This is a genomic window from Streptomyces sp. NPDC050619 (assembly GCF_040654815.1).
Taxonomy (GTDB): Bacteria; Actinomycetota; Actinomycetes; order Streptomycetales; family Streptomycetaceae; genus Streptomyces.
Genome location: NZ_JBFAIR010000012.1, coordinates 146,888 through 161,551, shown reverse-complemented (window position 1 = coordinate 161,551; position 14,664 = coordinate 146,888). Strand labels below are relative to the sequence as shown.

11 protein-coding genes are annotated in these 14,664 nt (G+C 70.6%); 10 read left to right on the top strand and 1 reads right to left on the bottom strand.

What is annotated here, in order from left to right; genetic code table 11:
- Nucleotides 1-13: 13 nt before the first annotated feature.
- The 7 genes from AB0I77_RS21195 to AB0I77_RS21165 all read left to right on the top strand — a co-directional run bounded on the left by AB0I77_RS21195 (nt 14) and on the right by AB0I77_RS21165 (nt 9,768).
- The gene (locus AB0I77_RS21195; protein ID WP_363284175.1) at nt 14-1,069 is read left to right on the top strand and encodes a Gfo/Idh/MocA family oxidoreductase; all 1,056 of its coding nucleotides are present in this window, start codon (nt 14-16) and stop codon (nt 1,067-1,069) included.
- A gap of 24 nt (nt 1,070-1,093) precedes the next feature.
- A complete protein-coding gene (locus tag AB0I77_RS21190) occupies nt 1,094-2,086 on the top strand; it encodes an NAD-dependent epimerase/dehydratase family protein (RefSeq protein ID WP_363284174.1) in 993 nt (330 codons plus the stop codon).
- Nucleotides 2,083-3,222, top strand: a complete 1,140-nt coding sequence (locus AB0I77_RS21185; protein WP_363284173.1) for a DegT/DnrJ/EryC1/StrS family aminotransferase — start codon at nt 2,083-2,085, stop codon at nt 3,220-3,222. Before AB0I77_RS21190 ends, AB0I77_RS21185 begins: the two co-directional genes overlap by 4 nt.
- Nucleotides 3,219-3,908, top strand: a complete 690-nt coding sequence (locus tag AB0I77_RS21180; protein WP_363284172.1) for an acetyltransferase — start codon at nt 3,219-3,221, stop codon at nt 3,906-3,908. Before AB0I77_RS21185 ends, AB0I77_RS21180 begins: the two co-directional genes overlap by 4 nt.
- On the top strand, nt 3,905-5,023 hold the full coding sequence (locus tag AB0I77_RS21175; protein WP_363284171.1) for a DegT/DnrJ/EryC1/StrS family aminotransferase: 1,119 nt from the start codon (nt 3,905-3,907) through the stop codon (nt 5,021-5,023). Before AB0I77_RS21180 ends, AB0I77_RS21175 begins: the two co-directional genes overlap by 4 nt.
- 9 nt (nt 5,024-5,032) lie before the next feature.
- Nucleotides 5,033-8,647 carry a DUF4082 domain-containing protein gene (locus AB0I77_RS21170; protein WP_363284170.1) on the top strand — a complete coding sequence of 1,205 codons (3,615 nt, stop codon included), beginning with the start codon at nt 5,033-5,035 and terminating at the stop codon, nt 8,645-8,647.
- Nucleotides 8,648-8,721: 74 nt separating this feature from the next.
- On the top strand, nt 8,722-9,768 hold the full coding sequence (locus AB0I77_RS21165) for a glycosyltransferase (RefSeq protein WP_363284169.1): 1,047 nt from the start codon (nt 8,722-8,724) through the stop codon (nt 9,766-9,768).
- 17 nt (nt 9,769-9,785) lie between these two features.
- Here the strand turns inward: AB0I77_RS21165 and AB0I77_RS21160 are convergent, their stop codons facing one another.
- Nucleotides 9,786-10,472: a hypothetical protein gene (locus tag AB0I77_RS21160; RefSeq protein ID WP_363284168.1), complete on the bottom strand. Its 687-nt coding sequence runs from the start codon at nt 10,470-10,472 to the stop codon at nt 9,786-9,788.
- A 53-nt stretch (nt 10,473-10,525) separates the two neighbouring features.
- On the opposite strand from AB0I77_RS21160, the gene AB0I77_RS21155 reads away from it, so the two are divergent.
- The 3 genes from AB0I77_RS21155 to AB0I77_RS21145 are packed head-to-tail and all read left to right on the top strand — an operon-like array spanning nt 10,526 to nt 14,624.
- Nucleotides 10,526-12,562 carry an O-antigen ligase family protein gene (locus AB0I77_RS21155; protein WP_363284167.1) on the top strand — a complete coding sequence of 679 codons (2,037 nt, stop codon included), beginning with the start codon at nt 10,526-10,528 and terminating at the stop codon, nt 12,560-12,562.
- Nucleotides 12,559-13,524 carry a glycosyltransferase family 2 protein gene (locus tag AB0I77_RS21150; protein ID WP_363284166.1) on the top strand — a complete coding sequence of 322 codons (966 nt, stop codon included), beginning with the start codon at nt 12,559-12,561 and terminating at the stop codon, nt 13,522-13,524. Before AB0I77_RS21155 ends, AB0I77_RS21150 begins: the two co-directional genes overlap by 4 nt.
- The gene (locus AB0I77_RS21145; RefSeq protein WP_363284165.1) at nt 13,521-14,624 is read left to right on the top strand and encodes an acyltransferase; all 1,104 of its coding nucleotides are present in this window, start codon (nt 13,521-13,523) and stop codon (nt 14,622-14,624) included. Before AB0I77_RS21150 ends, AB0I77_RS21145 begins: the two co-directional genes overlap by 4 nt.
- Nucleotides 14,625-14,664: the final 40 nt, after the last annotated feature.

Here is a 14,664-nt window from a genome sequence, read left to right as displayed (position 1 = left end):
GGAGACGAACACAGTGACGCAGAGCAGGGAGCCGTTGGGGGTCGCGGTCGTCGGGGCCGGCTACTGGGGCCCCAACCTCGTACGCAACTTCCAGGCCAGCGAGCAGTTCCGGCTGCGCTGGCTGTGCGACCTCGACGTGGACCGGGCCCAGCGGGTGCTCGGCGACTACTCGACGGTCCAGGCCACCTCGGACTACGCGGCCGTCCTCGCCGATCCGGCCGTTGCCGCCGTCGCCGTGGCCACGCCCGCCGGCACCCACCTCGACATCGCCCTGGCCGCCCTGCGCGCCGGCAAGCACGTCCTGGTGGAGAAACCGCTCGCGGCGACGTACGCCGACGGGATGCGCCTGGTGACCGAGGCGGACGAGCGCGGGCTCACCCTGATGTGCGATCACACCTACTGCTACACGCCGGCCGCGGGCCGCATCCGGGAGCTGGTCCGCTCCGGCGAACTCGGCGAGATCCACTTCGTCGACTCGGTCCGGATCAACCTCGGGCTCGTCCAGAAGGACATCGACGTCCTGTGGGACCTGGCCCCGCACGATCTGTCGATCCTGGACTTCATCCTCCCCGAGAACGTCGAGCCGGTCGCCGTCGCCGCCCACGGGGCCGACCCGATCGGCGCGGGACAGGCCTGCGTGGCCTATCTGACGCTCCAGCTCAATACGGGGGCCATTGCCCACGTGCACGTCAACTGGCTGTCGCCGACCAAGGTACGGACCACCATGGTGGGCGGCGCCAAACGCACCCTGATCTGGGACGACCTCAACCCCGCCCAGCGCGTGGCGATCTTCGACCGGGGGGTGGACCTGGCCGCGCCGCAGGAGATCGGCGCGGACGAGCGCCGGGACATGCTCATCTCGTACCGCTCAGGAGACATGGTCGCGCCCGCCATCGGCGAGAAGGAAGCGCTGCGCAGCATGGTCGACGAGTTCGCCGACGCGATCAGGGAACGCCGGGCGCCGCTGACCGACGGCCGGGCGGGCCTGCGGGTGCTGGACATTCTTGAGGCGGCGTCCCGGAGTCTGGAATTCCGGGGCGCGGTCGTCGGCCTGCGTGCCGGCCGTTGACGGTCTTATCTCACGGAGAGGGAAGTGCAGTTGAGCAGCGTACGAGGCAAGAAGATCCTGGTCACCGGAGGAGCGGGCACCATCGGCTCCAACCTTGTCGACCTGCTGGCCGAGGGCGGCGCCCGCGAGATCGTGGTGCTGGACAACTTCGTGCGCGGGCGGATGGCCAACCTCGCGCAGGCCCTGCCCAGCGGCGTCGTGGAGGTCGTCGAGGGCGACATCCGGGACGCCGCCACCGTACGGAAGGTCACCGAGGGCGCCGACCTGGTGTTCCACCTCGCCGCCATCCGCATCACCCAGTGCGCGCAGGAGCCCCGGCTGGCCAACGAGGTCATGGTCGACGGCACCTTCAACGTCCTTGAGGCTGCGGCCGAGGCCGGGGTGGGCAAGGTGATCGCGTCGTCCTCGGCGTCCGTCTACGGCATGGCCGAGACCTTTCCGACGACCGAGCGCCATCACGCGTACAACAACGACACGTTCTACGGCGCGGCGAAGGCCTTCAACGAGGGCATGCTGCGCAGTTTCCACGCCATGTACGGACTGGACTATGTGGCGTTGCGCTACTTCAACGTGTACGGCCCCCGGATGGACATCCACGGGCTCTACACCGAGGTGCTCATCCGCTGGATGGAGCGCATCGAGGCGGGCGAGCCGCCGCTGATCCTCGGCGACGGCACGCAGACCATGGACTTCGTCGACGTGCGCGACATCGCGAGGGCCAATGTGCTGGCCGCCGAGTCGGATCTCACCGACGAGGTGTTCAACGTCGCCAGTGGTACGGAGACTTCGCTGCGCGAGCTCGCCCAGGGCCTGCTGGAGGCGATGGGCGCGTCGGACCTGGAGCCGGTGCACGGGCCCGCCCGCGCGGTGAACGGGGTGATCCGGCGGCTCGCGGACACCACGCGGGCCGCCGAGCGGCTCGGCTTCTCGGCGCGCATCGACCTGCGTACGGGGCTGCGGGACCTGGTGGAGTGGTGGCGTGCGGAGCGCGCCGCCGCGGGGGAGGCCTCGAAGTGAGCGCCGACCGCATCCCGGTGATGATCCCCTGGCTCGGCGAGGAGGAGGCCAAGGCCGCCTCCGACGCGGTGCTGTCCGGGTGGGTCGCCCAAGGCCCCCGGGTCGCCGCCTTCGAGCGGGCCTTCGCGGAGCGGGTGGGCGCCGAGCACGGCATCGCGGTCAGCTCGTGCACCACGGCCCTGCATCTGTCGCTGGTCGCGCTGGGGGTGGGGCCCGGCGACGAGGTCGTGGTGCCCTCGCTGTCGTTCATCGCCACCGCCAACGCCGTGCGCTACGTGGGGGCCGAGCCCGTGTTCGCCGACGTCGACCCCGCCACCGGCAACCTGACCCCGGCCACCGTGGACGCGGTCCGCACCCCCCGCACCAAGGCCGTCCTCGTCGTCCACCAGGGCGGCGTACCGGCCGATGTGCACACCCTGCGCGCCGCCTGCGCCGACTGGGACCTTCCCCTGGTCGAGGACGCGGCCTGCGCCATCGGCTCGAGTGCCGGCGGCAAGCCCGTGGGGCACGGCGCGCTGATCGCCGCCTGGTCCTTCCACCCCCGCAAGGTCGTCACCACGGGCGAGGGCGGCATGGTCACCACCGACGACGCCCAGTGGGCCACGCGCCTGCGCCGGCTGCGCGAGCACGGGATGAACGCCTCGGCGGCCGAGCGCCATGCGAGCAGCAAGCCCGTCCTGGAGAGCTACCTCGAGGTCGGCTACAACTACCGGATGACGGACGTCCAGGCCGCGATCGGCCTGGTCCAGCTCGGAAAACTCGACGCGATGATCGTCCGCCGCCGCGAGCTGGCGGCCCGTTACGACGCGCTGCTGCGAGGCGTCCCCGGCCTGATCCCCGTACGCGACCCCGCGCACGGGCAGAGCAACTTCCAGTCCTACTGGGTGCTGTTGGACGAGGACTTCCCCGTCGGCCGGGACGACCTGCTCGCCGTGCTCGCCGAGGCCGGCGTCTCCGCCCGGCGCGGGATCATGGCCTCGCACCTCGAACCCGCCTACGCGGGCCACCCCCGCGCAGCGCTGCCGGTCACCGAGCGGATCAGCCGCGACTCGCTGATCCTGCCGCTGTTCCACACGATGACCGAGGCCCAGCAGGACCGAGTCGTGGCGGCGCTGCGCGAACAGGCCCGAAGATGAGCGCGCTGCTGATCGTCGGCGCGGGCGGCTTCGCCCGGGAGACCGCACAGGCCGTACGGGACTCCGGCGACGTCGAGCTGCTCGGGCACCTCGACGACAACGCAGCCCTGCACGGCACCGAGGTGGACGGCGTGCCGGTCCTCGGTGGCTGCGACCTGGTCCACGGCCTGCCCGAGGCCCGGGTGGTGATCTGCGTGGGCAACCCGAGGGACTACGCGGCCCGGGCCCGTCTGGTCCGCAGGCTCGGCCTGCCCGACGACCGCTATGCCACCGTGATCCACCCGACGGCGGCGGTGTCGGCGACCTCCGAGGTCGGCCCCGGCTCGGTCCTGCTCGCGCACTGCGTCCTGACCGCGGCCGTGCGGGTGGGCGCGCATGTCGCGGTGATGCCGCAGGTCGTCCTCACCCATGACGACGTGGTCGAGGACTTCGCCACGATCACCTCCGGTGTCCGCCTGGGCGGAGGCGTACGGCTGGAGCGGGGTGCCTATGTGGGCTCCGGGGCCCTGGTCAGGGAGGGCACGGCGGTCGGCGCCTGGTCGCAGATCGGGATGGGGAGCACCGTGCTCGGCGATGTGCCGCCGGGCGAGGTCTGGGCGGGGAGCCCCGCCCGCCGGCTGCGTGCGGCGGCAGCGCCCGCGCTCGACGAACTGATGACAAAACAACTGGGGGGACCAGTCGCATGAACCAGATTCCGCTGGTGGACCTGAAGGCGGCCCACGCCGAGGTCGCCGACGACGTACGGTCCGGATTCGAGCGGGTGCTCGCCGACACCGCGTTCATCGGCGGCGACGAGGTGCGGGCGTTCGAGCGCGAGTACGCGGACTTCGGCGACGTCGCGCACTGCGTGGGTGTGGCCAACGGCACCGACGCCCTCGAACTCGCCCTGCGCGCGAGCGGAGTCGGGGCCGGCGACGAGGTCGTCGTACCCGCGAACACCTTCATCGCCACCGCCGGGGCGGTCGCGAGAACCGGCGCCCGCCCGGTCCTGGCGGACTGCCTGCCCGACGGCTACCTGCTCGACCCCCAGGCCGCCCTGGACGCGGTCGGCCCGGACACCCGCGCGGTGGTTCCCGTACACCTGTACGGGCAGTTGGCCGAGGTGACGGAGCTGGCCGGCCGGCTTCCCGACCGCGTACGAGTCGTCGAGGACGCCGCGCAGTGCCAGGGCGCGACCCGCGACGGCCGCTCGCCTGGCAGTGGCCAGATCGCGGCCACCAGCTTCTACCCGGGGAAGAACCTGGGCGCGTACGGCGACGCGGGCGCGGTGCTGACCGACGACGAGGAGCTGGCCGGCCTGGTGCGCGCGATCGCGAACCACGGCGGCGTCGCCAAGTACCGCCACGACGTGCCCGGGTTCAACAGCCGTCTGGACGGGCTCCAGGCCGTCGTCCTGCGGGCGAAGCTGGCCCGGCTGGCGGACGGCAACGCGGCCCGGCGTGCGGCGGCGGCCCGCTACGACGCGCTGCTCGCCGAACTGGCGGCCGACGGGCGGGTCTTACTCCCGACGACGGCGGCCGGCAACGTCCACGTATGGCACCTGTACGTCGTCCAGGTCGCCGGGACGGACCGCGACGACATCGTGGGCAAGCTCAACGAGGAGGGCATCGGCGCCGGGGTGCACTATCCCGCCCCGGTCCACCTCACGCCGGCGTACCGCCATCTCGGACACGCCCGGGGCGACTTCCCGAACGCGGAGAAGGCGGCGGACCGGATCCTGTCGCTTCCCCTCTACCCGCAGATCACCTCCGACCAGCAACAGCGGGTCGTGGACGCGCTCGCCGAAGCGCTCCAAGGCTGAGAGGTACACATGAACAGATGGACCAGACGGATCCGGGGCGGGCGCCTCGCCGTCGTAGCAGCATTGGTCTGGGCGGTACTCCCCCAGGCCTCGCCCGCCCAGGCGGTGGCCGATCCGTGCGGAACGGGCTCGAACCCCATCGTCTGCGAGAACTCCAAGCCGGGCAGCCCGAAGACCGACTGGTTCTCCCCCAACGCCTACGGGGAAATCCAGGGTTTCTCCACCAAGGAGAGCGTCCAGGCCGGTGACACCGTTCAGTTCAAGATCCAGTCGAAGACTCCGTACAACGTCCAGATCTATCGCCTGGGCTGGTACGGCGGCGACGGCGCGCGCCTGATGTCGACCTCGGCCCAGGCAGCCGTGACCTACCCGGCCAACTACAGCACCAAGCCCGCCAGTTGCGCCACCAAGAGCAGCACCGGCCTGGTCGACTGCGGCAACTGGCCGGTGACCGCGACCTGGACCGTGCCCAGCGACGCCGTGTCCGGGCTGTACATCGCGAACCTCACGCAGACCGACGGCGACGGCCTGATGCCGTACCCGTTCGTCGTCCGCAAGGACTCCAGCACCTCCGACGTCGTCGTACAGACCAGCGACCAGACCTGGCAGGCGTACAACGACTACGGCGGCCAGGACATGTACGGCGGCACCGGGCCCGCGCCCGACGGCCGTGCCTACGAGGTCAGCTACAACCGGCCGCTGGACATCGGCGGCGACAACGGCATCTACGGCTCCGAGTTCATGATGCTGGCCTGGCTGGAGCGCAACGGCTACGACGTCAGCTATCTGTCCGGCGTGGACGTGTCGTCGGCAAACGGCGCGACCCTGCTGAAGAAGCACAAGATATACATGTCGTCCGGCCATGACGAGTACTGGACGCAGAGCCAGTACTCCAACGTCCTTGCGGCGCGGAAGGCCGGCGTGCGGCAGGGCTTCTTCAGCGGCAACGAGGTCTTCTGGAAGACGCGGCTGGCCCCCAGCATCGACGGCACGAACACGGCCGACCGCACCCTGGCCTGCTACAAGATGACCAAGATGGCGTTCAACAACGGCATCGCCGACCCCAGCGGCGTCTGGACCGGCACCTGGATGGATCCGGCCAGTACCGACTACGGCCAGACCTACCAGCCGCCGAACATCCTCACCGGCTCCATGTTCCAGGCGAACGGCTACCGCAACGACGCGATCACCGTCCCCGGCTCGTACGGCAAGAACCGGATCTGGCGCAACACCTCCATCGCGGGCCTCACCGCCGGCCAGACCGCGACCTTCCCGGCCGGCACGCTCGGTTACGAGTGGGACAGCGACCTCGAAAACAGCACCAGACCCAGCGGGCAGATCGACGTGTCGTCCACGACGGTGGAGCTCACCGACGGCACGTACCGTCTGGACTGGGGCAACCTGTACGGCAACGGCACGGCGACGCACAATCTCGTCGAGTTCCGCGACCAGGACTCCGGGGCCCTGGTGTTCGGGACCGGGACCGTGCAGTGGTCGTGGGGCCTGGTCAACGTGCCCACCTACAACTCCGATGACACGGTGGTCACCGAGGACGCCCGGATGCAGCAGGCGACGGTGAACATCCTGGCCGACATGGGGGCGCAGCCGAAGTCCCTGCAGAGCAACCTCGTCGCCGCCACCGCCTCCACCGACACCACCGGCCCGGCCGTCACCGTGACGAGCCCGGCCTCCGGGATCACCGCCCCGGCGCTGAAGCCGGTCACCATCAAGGGCACCGCCACCGACTCCGGCGGGGGCGTGGTGGCCCGCGTGGAGGTGTCCACAGACGGCGGAGCGACCTGGAACGCCGCCACCGGCCTGGCGTCCTGGAGCTACAGCTGGACTCCGACGACCCTGGGCTCGGCGTCCATCAAGGTCCGCGCGGTGGACGACAGCGTCAACATCGGCGCCGTCTCCACCGTCCCGATCACCGTCGGCCCTCAGGCCTGTCCCTGTACCGTCTGGCCCGCCACCGCCGTGCCCGGCACCCTCAACGCGGGCGACGCCGGTCCGCTGGAGCTCGGCGTCAAGATCCGTACCACGGTGGCCGGTTCGATCACCGGCGTCCGCTTCTACAAGTCACCCGCCAACACCGGAACCCACACCGGCAGCCTGTGGAGCGCCTCCGGCACCCGCCTGGCCACCGGCACCTTCACCAACGAGACGGCCTCCGGCTGGCAACAGCTGAACTTCGCCACCCCCGTGAGCGTCAAAGCCAACACCACCTATGTCGCCTCGTACTTCGCCCCCAACGGCGGATACTCCTACGACAGCGGCCACTTCGCCGACAGCGCCTCCGGCATGGCCCCGCTCACGGCCCTGAAATCCGGCACCGACGGCGGCAACGGCGTCTACCGCTACAGCACGACAAGCACCTTCCCGTCCTCGCAGTCCTCCGGCAGCAACTACTGGGTCGACGTGGTGCTGGACACCTCGACGGCCAGCACGACCCCGCCCACCGTCTCCTCGACGTCCCCGACGTCCGGTGCGACCGGCACGTCGATCACGGCACCGGTGTCGACCACCTTCAGCTCGGCCCTCGACACCGACAGCGTGACGTTCAAGGTGAAGGACCCGGACGGCAACACCGTGCCGGGGGCCGTCACCTTCCCCGCCTCGAACAAGGCGACGTTCACTCCGTCGACAGAGCTGGAGCTGAACAGGGAATACACCGCTTCCGTCCAGACCTCCGACGTGTGGGGCAACGCCATGGCGAACCCGGTGACCTGGTCGTTCACCACCAGTTCCACGCCGCCGGCGGTCACCTGCCCCTGCACGCTGTGGAGTTCCTCCGCCGTGCCGGCCACCACGCACATGACCGACGACCCCAACTCCCTGGAGCTGGGTACCCGGTTCACGTCCTCGGCGGCCGGCTGGGTCACCGGTGTCACCTTCTACAAGGGCACCGGCAACACGGGCACCCACACCGGCAGCCTGTGGACCGACGACGGCACGCTGCTCGCCAGCGGCACCTTCACCAACGAGACGGCCGCCGGCTGGCAGACACTGACCTTCACCACCCCTGTGGCGATCACCGCCGACACCGCGTACGTCGTCTCCTACCACGCGCCGAACGGCAACTACGCGGTGGACGGCGGCTACTTCGCGGGGGCCCACAAGTCCTATCCCCTGACGGCCACAGCCGACACGACCACCCACCACAACGGGCTCTACAAGTACGGCAGCGCCTCGGCCTTCCCCAACGGTTCCTACGGATCCGCGAACTACTGGGTCGGCCCCGTCTTCACCGCCGACAACCCGAGCGCGTCCCTGGCGACGGCCACCGCCTCGGAGGTGACCGCGTCCTCGGTGGCGCACACCGCCGACGCGGCGAGCGCCCTCGTCCTGGCCGTGCCGGCCAAGTCCGCCGTGACGTCGGTGTCGGGGTCCGTGACCATCCTGTCGGGCCGCGACGCGGCCGCCGCCAGGAAGCTCCACGTCACGGCCGTCACCTCCTACAACCGGGCGACCCACAAGGCGGCCGTCCACCTGTCCGCACCGCTGCCGGACGGCATCCGGTTCAAGATCACGGTCACGGCCAAGGACAAGCACCACGACACGGTGAAGTCCCGCAGCTGGACCCTGACCAGCAAGACCGACTTCAAGAAGAAGAACAAGAACTGACCCGTCCCCACACACCGTCGGTGGTCCGCGCCCAGCCCGGCGCGGACCACCGACGGGGATTGGCTTTCCCACCGATGAGCACCGTCAGTGTTGTGATCCCCTGCTACAAGTACGGCCATTTCCTCGCCGACTGCGTGAGCAGCGTGCTGGACGAGCAGGACGGCGTTGACGTCCGGGTCCTCATCATCGACGACGCCTCGCCCGACGACTCGGCACAGGTCGCTCAGAAGCTGGCCGCCTCCGACTCACGCATCGAGGTCCACGTCCACGAGACCAACAAGGGCCACATCGCCACGTACAACGAAGGCCTCCTGGAATGGGCCGACGGCGACTACGTGGCCCTTCTCTCCGCCGACGACCGCCTGGTCCCGGGCGCCCTGGTCCGCGCGGCCGCACTCCTGGACGCCCACCCGGAGGCGGGGTTCGCGTACGGTCGCCCCCTGCGCTTCCAGCACGGCGGCCCGCTGCCCAAGGCCCGTACCAGGAGCACCGGTTCGGTCGTCTACCCCGGGCAGTGGTGGCTGGAGCGCCGCTTCAGCGAGGGCACCGGCTGTATCACCTCGCCGGAGGTCGTCGTCCGCACCGGCCTCCAGCGGAAGGTCGGCGGATACGACCTCACCCTGCCCCACGCCGGCGACATCGAGATGTGGATGCGGCTCGCCGCCCACGCCGACGTCGGCTACATACGCGGCGCCGACCAGGCCTTCTACCGCGTCCACGGCAAGAACATGTCCACCGTCGACTTCGGCGGCCAGCTCGACGACCTGCGCCAGCGCCTGGTGGCCTTCGACTCGGTGCTCGCCAAGTGCGCCGACCGGCTGCCCCACGCCGACCTCCTGGCCGACCAGGTCCACACCCGGCTCGCCCGCTACGCCCTGCGCCGGGCCTACCGGGCCTACGACCGAGGGCGTACCGGCGTCGTACCGGTCGAGGAATGCGTGGCGTTCGCCGAGGAGTGCCTGCCCGGATACGCGGCGCTGTCCGAGTACCGCGCGCTGCGGCTGCGCAGACGCGTCGGGCCGAAGGCCATGCCGTATCTCCAGCCCCTGGTGTGGTCGGCCGTGGCCGAGCGCGGGCGGGAGTGGTTGTGGTGGGAGTCGTGGAAGCGCCGCGGTATCTGATGCGTGCTCGGTTCAGCTCAGTTGGCCACGGGAATCTGGGCGGTGTGGCGGACCGGGTCCGGGGAGTCGTCTCCCCGCTTCCCGCGCCGCAGCGCGTACTGGTCGAACCACAGGGCGCCCACGATCCCGGTGACCCCGCCCAGCAGTGCCGTACCGGCCAGGGCGCGGGACCTGGTGCCCTGCAGCGGGGCGGCGCTCGGGGCGACCAGGACGGATGCGTTGATCCGCGACGCGGGCGCGATCCCCTGGGCGTCCTGCAGCTGGGTCACATGCTTGGTGTAGACCTCGATGACCCGGCTGACCGCCGTGTCGGCCTCCACGGCGCCGGACCGCTGCGCCTGCACCTGCACCGAGGGGATCAGATAGCTCGGCGTCGCGCTGGTGCCGCTGTTGCGCGGGATCAGCTGGTACGCCCCGTGCACGCCGGCGGCGGCCAGCTCCTTGCGCCCGGCGGGCGACTCGAGTTGCTGGATGACACCGTACGAGAGGGTGGCGAGCGGCGGCTGGAGGTTCGTCAGCTGGTTCGGCTGGTTTCCCGTCACGGGCGGTTTGAGGACGACCACCGCCGAACTCAGGTACTGCGGGGCCGGATGCAGCACTCGGTAGGCTCCGGCGGCCGTCAGCAGGAGCACGAGCAACAGCACGTACCAGCGGCGGAGCAGCGCTTCGGCGACGTCACGCGGCGACACAGGGATTCCTTCCATCGCCACCGATCCTCGCAGGCGCCGGGGCGAACCGCCACCAAATGGGAGTTCTCATGAGCCTTGCCGACCTCTTGGCGATCATGCGCAGGCGTTGGTACTTCATGGTGCCCCTCACCCTGCTCAGTCTGCTCGCGGGCGGGTATCTGTACCGGACCGTCCCGGTGTCCTACGAGTCCCAGAGCTCCGTCACGGTCCTGGACTCCTCGGCGATCGCCGATCTGGCGCCAACCTTCGGCAACCCCCTGTCGAACGCGGGCGGTTCGCTGGTCGTCACGGCCGACGTACTGATCAGGACGCTCCAGTCGAGCGACTCGGCCAAGGAACTGCACTCCCGCGGCGTCACGGACCGGTACACGGTCGGTTTCGCACCGGAGGCCGACAGCCCGCTGATCACCCTGACGGTCACCGGCACCGACCGCGTGAAGGTGCTGCGGGAGACCGCTGTCCTCACCAACTTCACCGGGGAGCAGCTCAAGGCACTGCAGGCCGCCTCCAAGGTGCCGAAGGTGTACGCGGTGCAGACCGCACCGGTCGTCCTGCCGCAGACACCGGTCTCGCAGTCGAAGGGCCGCTACCAGGGCATCGCGGCCGTCGTCATCGTCGGGCTGGTCAGCGCGTTCCTGCTGTCCATCCTGGCCGAGGGCGTCGCGGTGGTCCGCCGCCGGGGCCGCGCCTCTACCGGGTACGTCCCCCGGTGCCATCGCGCCCGGCCCCCCGAGCGGCCCAAGGGCGTGCTGGTGCGGAGACTGGACGCCACGACGATCCTCACCGGCTATCTGGTGCTGGCCTTCTTCGTCCCCTCGAACCTCACCCTGCCCGCGCTGGGCGGCGTCGGCACCCCGGCCAACGTCTTCGTCCTGCTGGGCCTCCTCTGGTACCTCGCGACCTGGCTCGGCGGCCGTATCCTGCCGGCGCCGGGCACCAGGCTGCCGCGCGTGGCGATGTGCGTGCTCGCCGCGGCGGTGCTGCTGTCGTACTTCGCGGCCGCCACCCGCGGCAGTTCCCACGAGGAGGTCCTCGGGGCCGACCGGGGGCTCATCGGGTTCGGGGTGTGGGTGGCGCTGGTCGTGCTGGCCTCGGCCGGCATCCAGGAGCGCAGCCGGCTGGAGACCCTGATGCGCCGGCTCGTCGTGCTGGGCACGGTGGTCGCCCTGATGGGCTACTACGACTTCTTCGCCGCGACCAACATCGCCGACTCCATCCGCATCCCCGGCCTCCAGTCGAGCAACGCCGGGATGAGCGCCTTGGACCGTGGCTCGTTCACCCGGCCGCGCTCCACCACGGCCCATCCGCTGGAGTTCGGGGGGATGCTGGCCATCCTGGTCCCCTTCGCCGTCCACCAGGCCTTCGACCCGGTGCGCCGGCACGCCGGTGCGCTGCGCCGCTGGGCCCCGGTGGCGATCATGGCGGGCGCGCTTCCGCTGACGGTGTCCAGGACCTCCATCGTCGGCGCCTTCATCGCGATCCTGGTGATGGTGCCCCGCTGGAAGCCGCAGCGGCGCTGGGCCGCGCTCGGAATCGTCCTGGGGTCGGTGGCCGGTTTCAAGGTGATCATCCCGGGGCTGATCGGAACCATCACCAACCTGTTCGCCAGCTTCCTGTCCAACTCCGACAGCAGCACCCAGGCGCGCACCGTGAAGTACGGCGCGATCGTCCCCTATTTCGACGAACACCCCTGGTTCGGACGCGGATTCGGCACCTTCACCCCCGACCTGTACTTCTTCACGGACAACCAGTACATGCTGACCCTGGCCGAGATGGGCGCCCTGGGGATGGTCGCGCTGCTCGCCTTGTTCGTCACCGGGATCCACCAGGGCGGTGCCATCCGCCGGCTCGCCCGCACGGAGTCGGACCGGGAGCTCGGGCAGGCCTTCCTCGCCTCGGCCCTGGTCGCCCTGGTCATCAGCGCCACCTTCGACGCGCTCAGCTTCCCCATGTACGCCGGGATGTTCTTCCTGACCCTGGGCGCCGGCGGGAGCTACCTCGGTTTCATCCGCCGTGAGGCGGCCGCCGCGGCGGCCGTCGCCGCGGTCCCTGCTCCCCGCAAGGCATCCGAAGCCAAGCTCCCCCAACTCGCGGAGTCCCGATGAAAGCTGTCGCCGTAGTGGTCGTCACCTGGAACAGCGCCGCGGTGCTCCCCGGGTTCCTCGCCGCGCTTCTGGACGGCATGGCCGGCCTCGACCACCGGCTCGTCGTGGCCGACAACAACTCCTGTGACGACACCGTCGAGCTGCTGCGGGTGCTGGCCCCCGACGCGACCGTCGTCGAGACCGGGCGCAACGCCGGGTACGCGGCCGGGGTCAACGCGGCGCTGGCCGCGGCCGGTGAGTACGGAGTCGCCCTCGTCTGCAATCCCGACATCCGGATGCGGCAGGGCTGCGCCAAACGCCTCGTCGACAGCCTCGGCGACGGGGTCGGGATCGCCGTACCCCTCCTCTACGAAGAGGGCAGGGACACGCCCCATCACTCGCTGCGCCGCGAGTCGAGCGTGCTGAGGGCCCTCGGCGAGGCCGTGATCGGCAACACCAGGGCCGGCCGCTTCCCAGCCCTGAGCGAGCTCGTCACCGACGCCGCCGCCTACCAGCGCCCCACGCGCGCGGACTGGGCGACCGGCGCGTTGATGGCCATCTCGGGGGACTGCCTGGCCGACTGCGGTCCGTGGGACGAGTCCTTCTTCCTCTACTCGGAGGAGACGGAGTACTGCCTGCGAGCGCGGGACCTGGGGTATGCCACGCAACTGGAGCCGACCGCCGAGGCCGTCCACCTGGGAGGCGACTCCCAGGTGTCACCCCGCCTGTGGACCCTCCTCACCCTCAACCGCGTCCGCCTGTACCGGCGCCGCCACGGCCCCCTCGCCACGGCCGCCTTCCGCACCGCCGTCCTGCTTCGGGAGACAGCACGCGCCGCGCTGGGCCGCCCGGCCAGCCGAGCGGCCGCGGCCGCCCTGGTCCGACCGGGCGCCCTGCGCGCCGGGCCGGCCCCGTGGGTGACAACGGCTCGACCCGAGCCCACCGGGCGTCCGTCAACAACGCACTCTCAGGGGAGTTCATGAAGGCGCTCGAGGTCACCGGCAGATCGGACAAGCCCGCTGGAACGCCGGCCGACGGATCGAGGCTCCCCTCGCTGACGGGGCTCCGGTTCGTCGCCGCGTTCCTCGTCTTCTGCTTCCACATCTCGATATCGGGGCTGCTGGCTCCCTCGTCGACGCAGCACGCGTTCGCTCGCACGGCGGGTGCAGGCGCTGTGGGCGTCTCGTTCTTCTTCGTCCTCAGTGGCTTCGTCCTGGCGTGGTCGGCGCGGCGAGGAGACACCGCCCGCGCCTTCTGGCGGCGTCGAGCGGCGAAGATCTACCCCAACTACGTCGTGGCCTTCGTCATCTCCGTGGCCGGGCTGTACGCGACCGGCCACGCCGTCGGGTTCCTCCCGGGTGCGGCGAACCTGGGGCTCATTCAGGCGTGGTGGCCGGACCCGGACGTCTACTTCGGCGCGAACTCGGTCAGTTGGTCGCTCGCCTGCGAGGCGTTCTTCTACGCCCTCTTCCCGGCGCTGCTGCCCGTGTTGAGTCGCATCCGTCCCCAGCGGCTGTGGGCGAGCGCCACGGTGTGCGTGGCGGCCGTGTTCGCGGTGCCCGTGGTGGCGACGCTCCTGCCTGCGGAGCGGCATTACTGGTTCGTCTACATCTTCCCCCCGGTCCGCCTGCTGGAGTTCGTGCTCGGGATTCTGATGGCGCTCATCGTGAAGAGCGGGCGGTGGCCGCGGATCCCCGTGTGGTCCGTCGCCGTACTTCTCGTCGTCGCGTATGCCGTGACGCCGTACTTCCCGCCGGACGCGGCGACGTCGGCCGTCACCGTGATCCCGTTCGCGTTGCTCATCCCCGCCGTGGCCGTCGCCGACGTCGAGGGGAAGCGGAGTGTGTGGCGGAGCCGGTGCGCGGTGTGGCTGGGAGAGATCTCCTTCGCTTTCTACCTGGTTCATCAGTCGGTGATCGTGAATCTGATGCGGGGGCTCGACGCTCAGGGTTCGGCGCCGGCAAAGGCATGGACGCTCACCGTCGGAGCGCTGGCTGTCTCAGTGGCGCTCGCGGGGCTCATGCACCGGTTCGTCGAGGTGCCCGTGATGCGGCGACTCGGCCGCCCCAGGACGCGCCCCTGACGCAGATCGGCCCCGTCCGGAGGAACTCACCTGCCGGCCG

Excerpts from the sequence above, each read along its gene's own strand:
- AB0I77_RS21180 (WP_363284172.1), top strand. The coding sequence starts at position 3,219 with ATGAGCGCGCTGCTGATCGTCGGCGCGGGCGGCTTCGCCCGGGAGACC.
- AB0I77_RS21175 (WP_363284171.1), top strand. The coding sequence starts at position 3,905 with ATGAACCAGATTCCGCTGGTGGACCTGAAGGCGGCCCACGCCGAGGTC.
- AB0I77_RS21170 (WP_363284170.1), top strand. The coding sequence starts at position 5,033 with ATGAACAGATGGACCAGACGGATCCGGGGCGGGCGCCTCGCCGTCGTA.
- AB0I77_RS21165 (WP_363284169.1), top strand. The coding sequence starts at position 8,722 with ATGAGCACCGTCAGTGTTGTGATCCCCTGCTACAAGTACGGCCATTTC.
- AB0I77_RS21160 (WP_363284168.1), bottom strand. The coding sequence starts at position 10,472 with ATGGAAGGAATCCCTGTGTCGCCGCGTGACGTCGCCGAAGCGCTGCTC.
- AB0I77_RS21155 (WP_363284167.1), top strand. The coding sequence starts at position 10,526 with ATGAGCCTTGCCGACCTCTTGGCGATCATGCGCAGGCGTTGGTACTTC.
- AB0I77_RS21150 (WP_363284166.1), top strand. The coding sequence starts at position 12,559 with ATGAAAGCTGTCGCCGTAGTGGTCGTCACCTGGAACAGCGCCGCGGTG.
- AB0I77_RS21145 (WP_363284165.1), top strand. The coding sequence starts at position 13,521 with ATGAAGGCGCTCGAGGTCACCGGCAGATCGGACAAGCCCGCTGGAACG.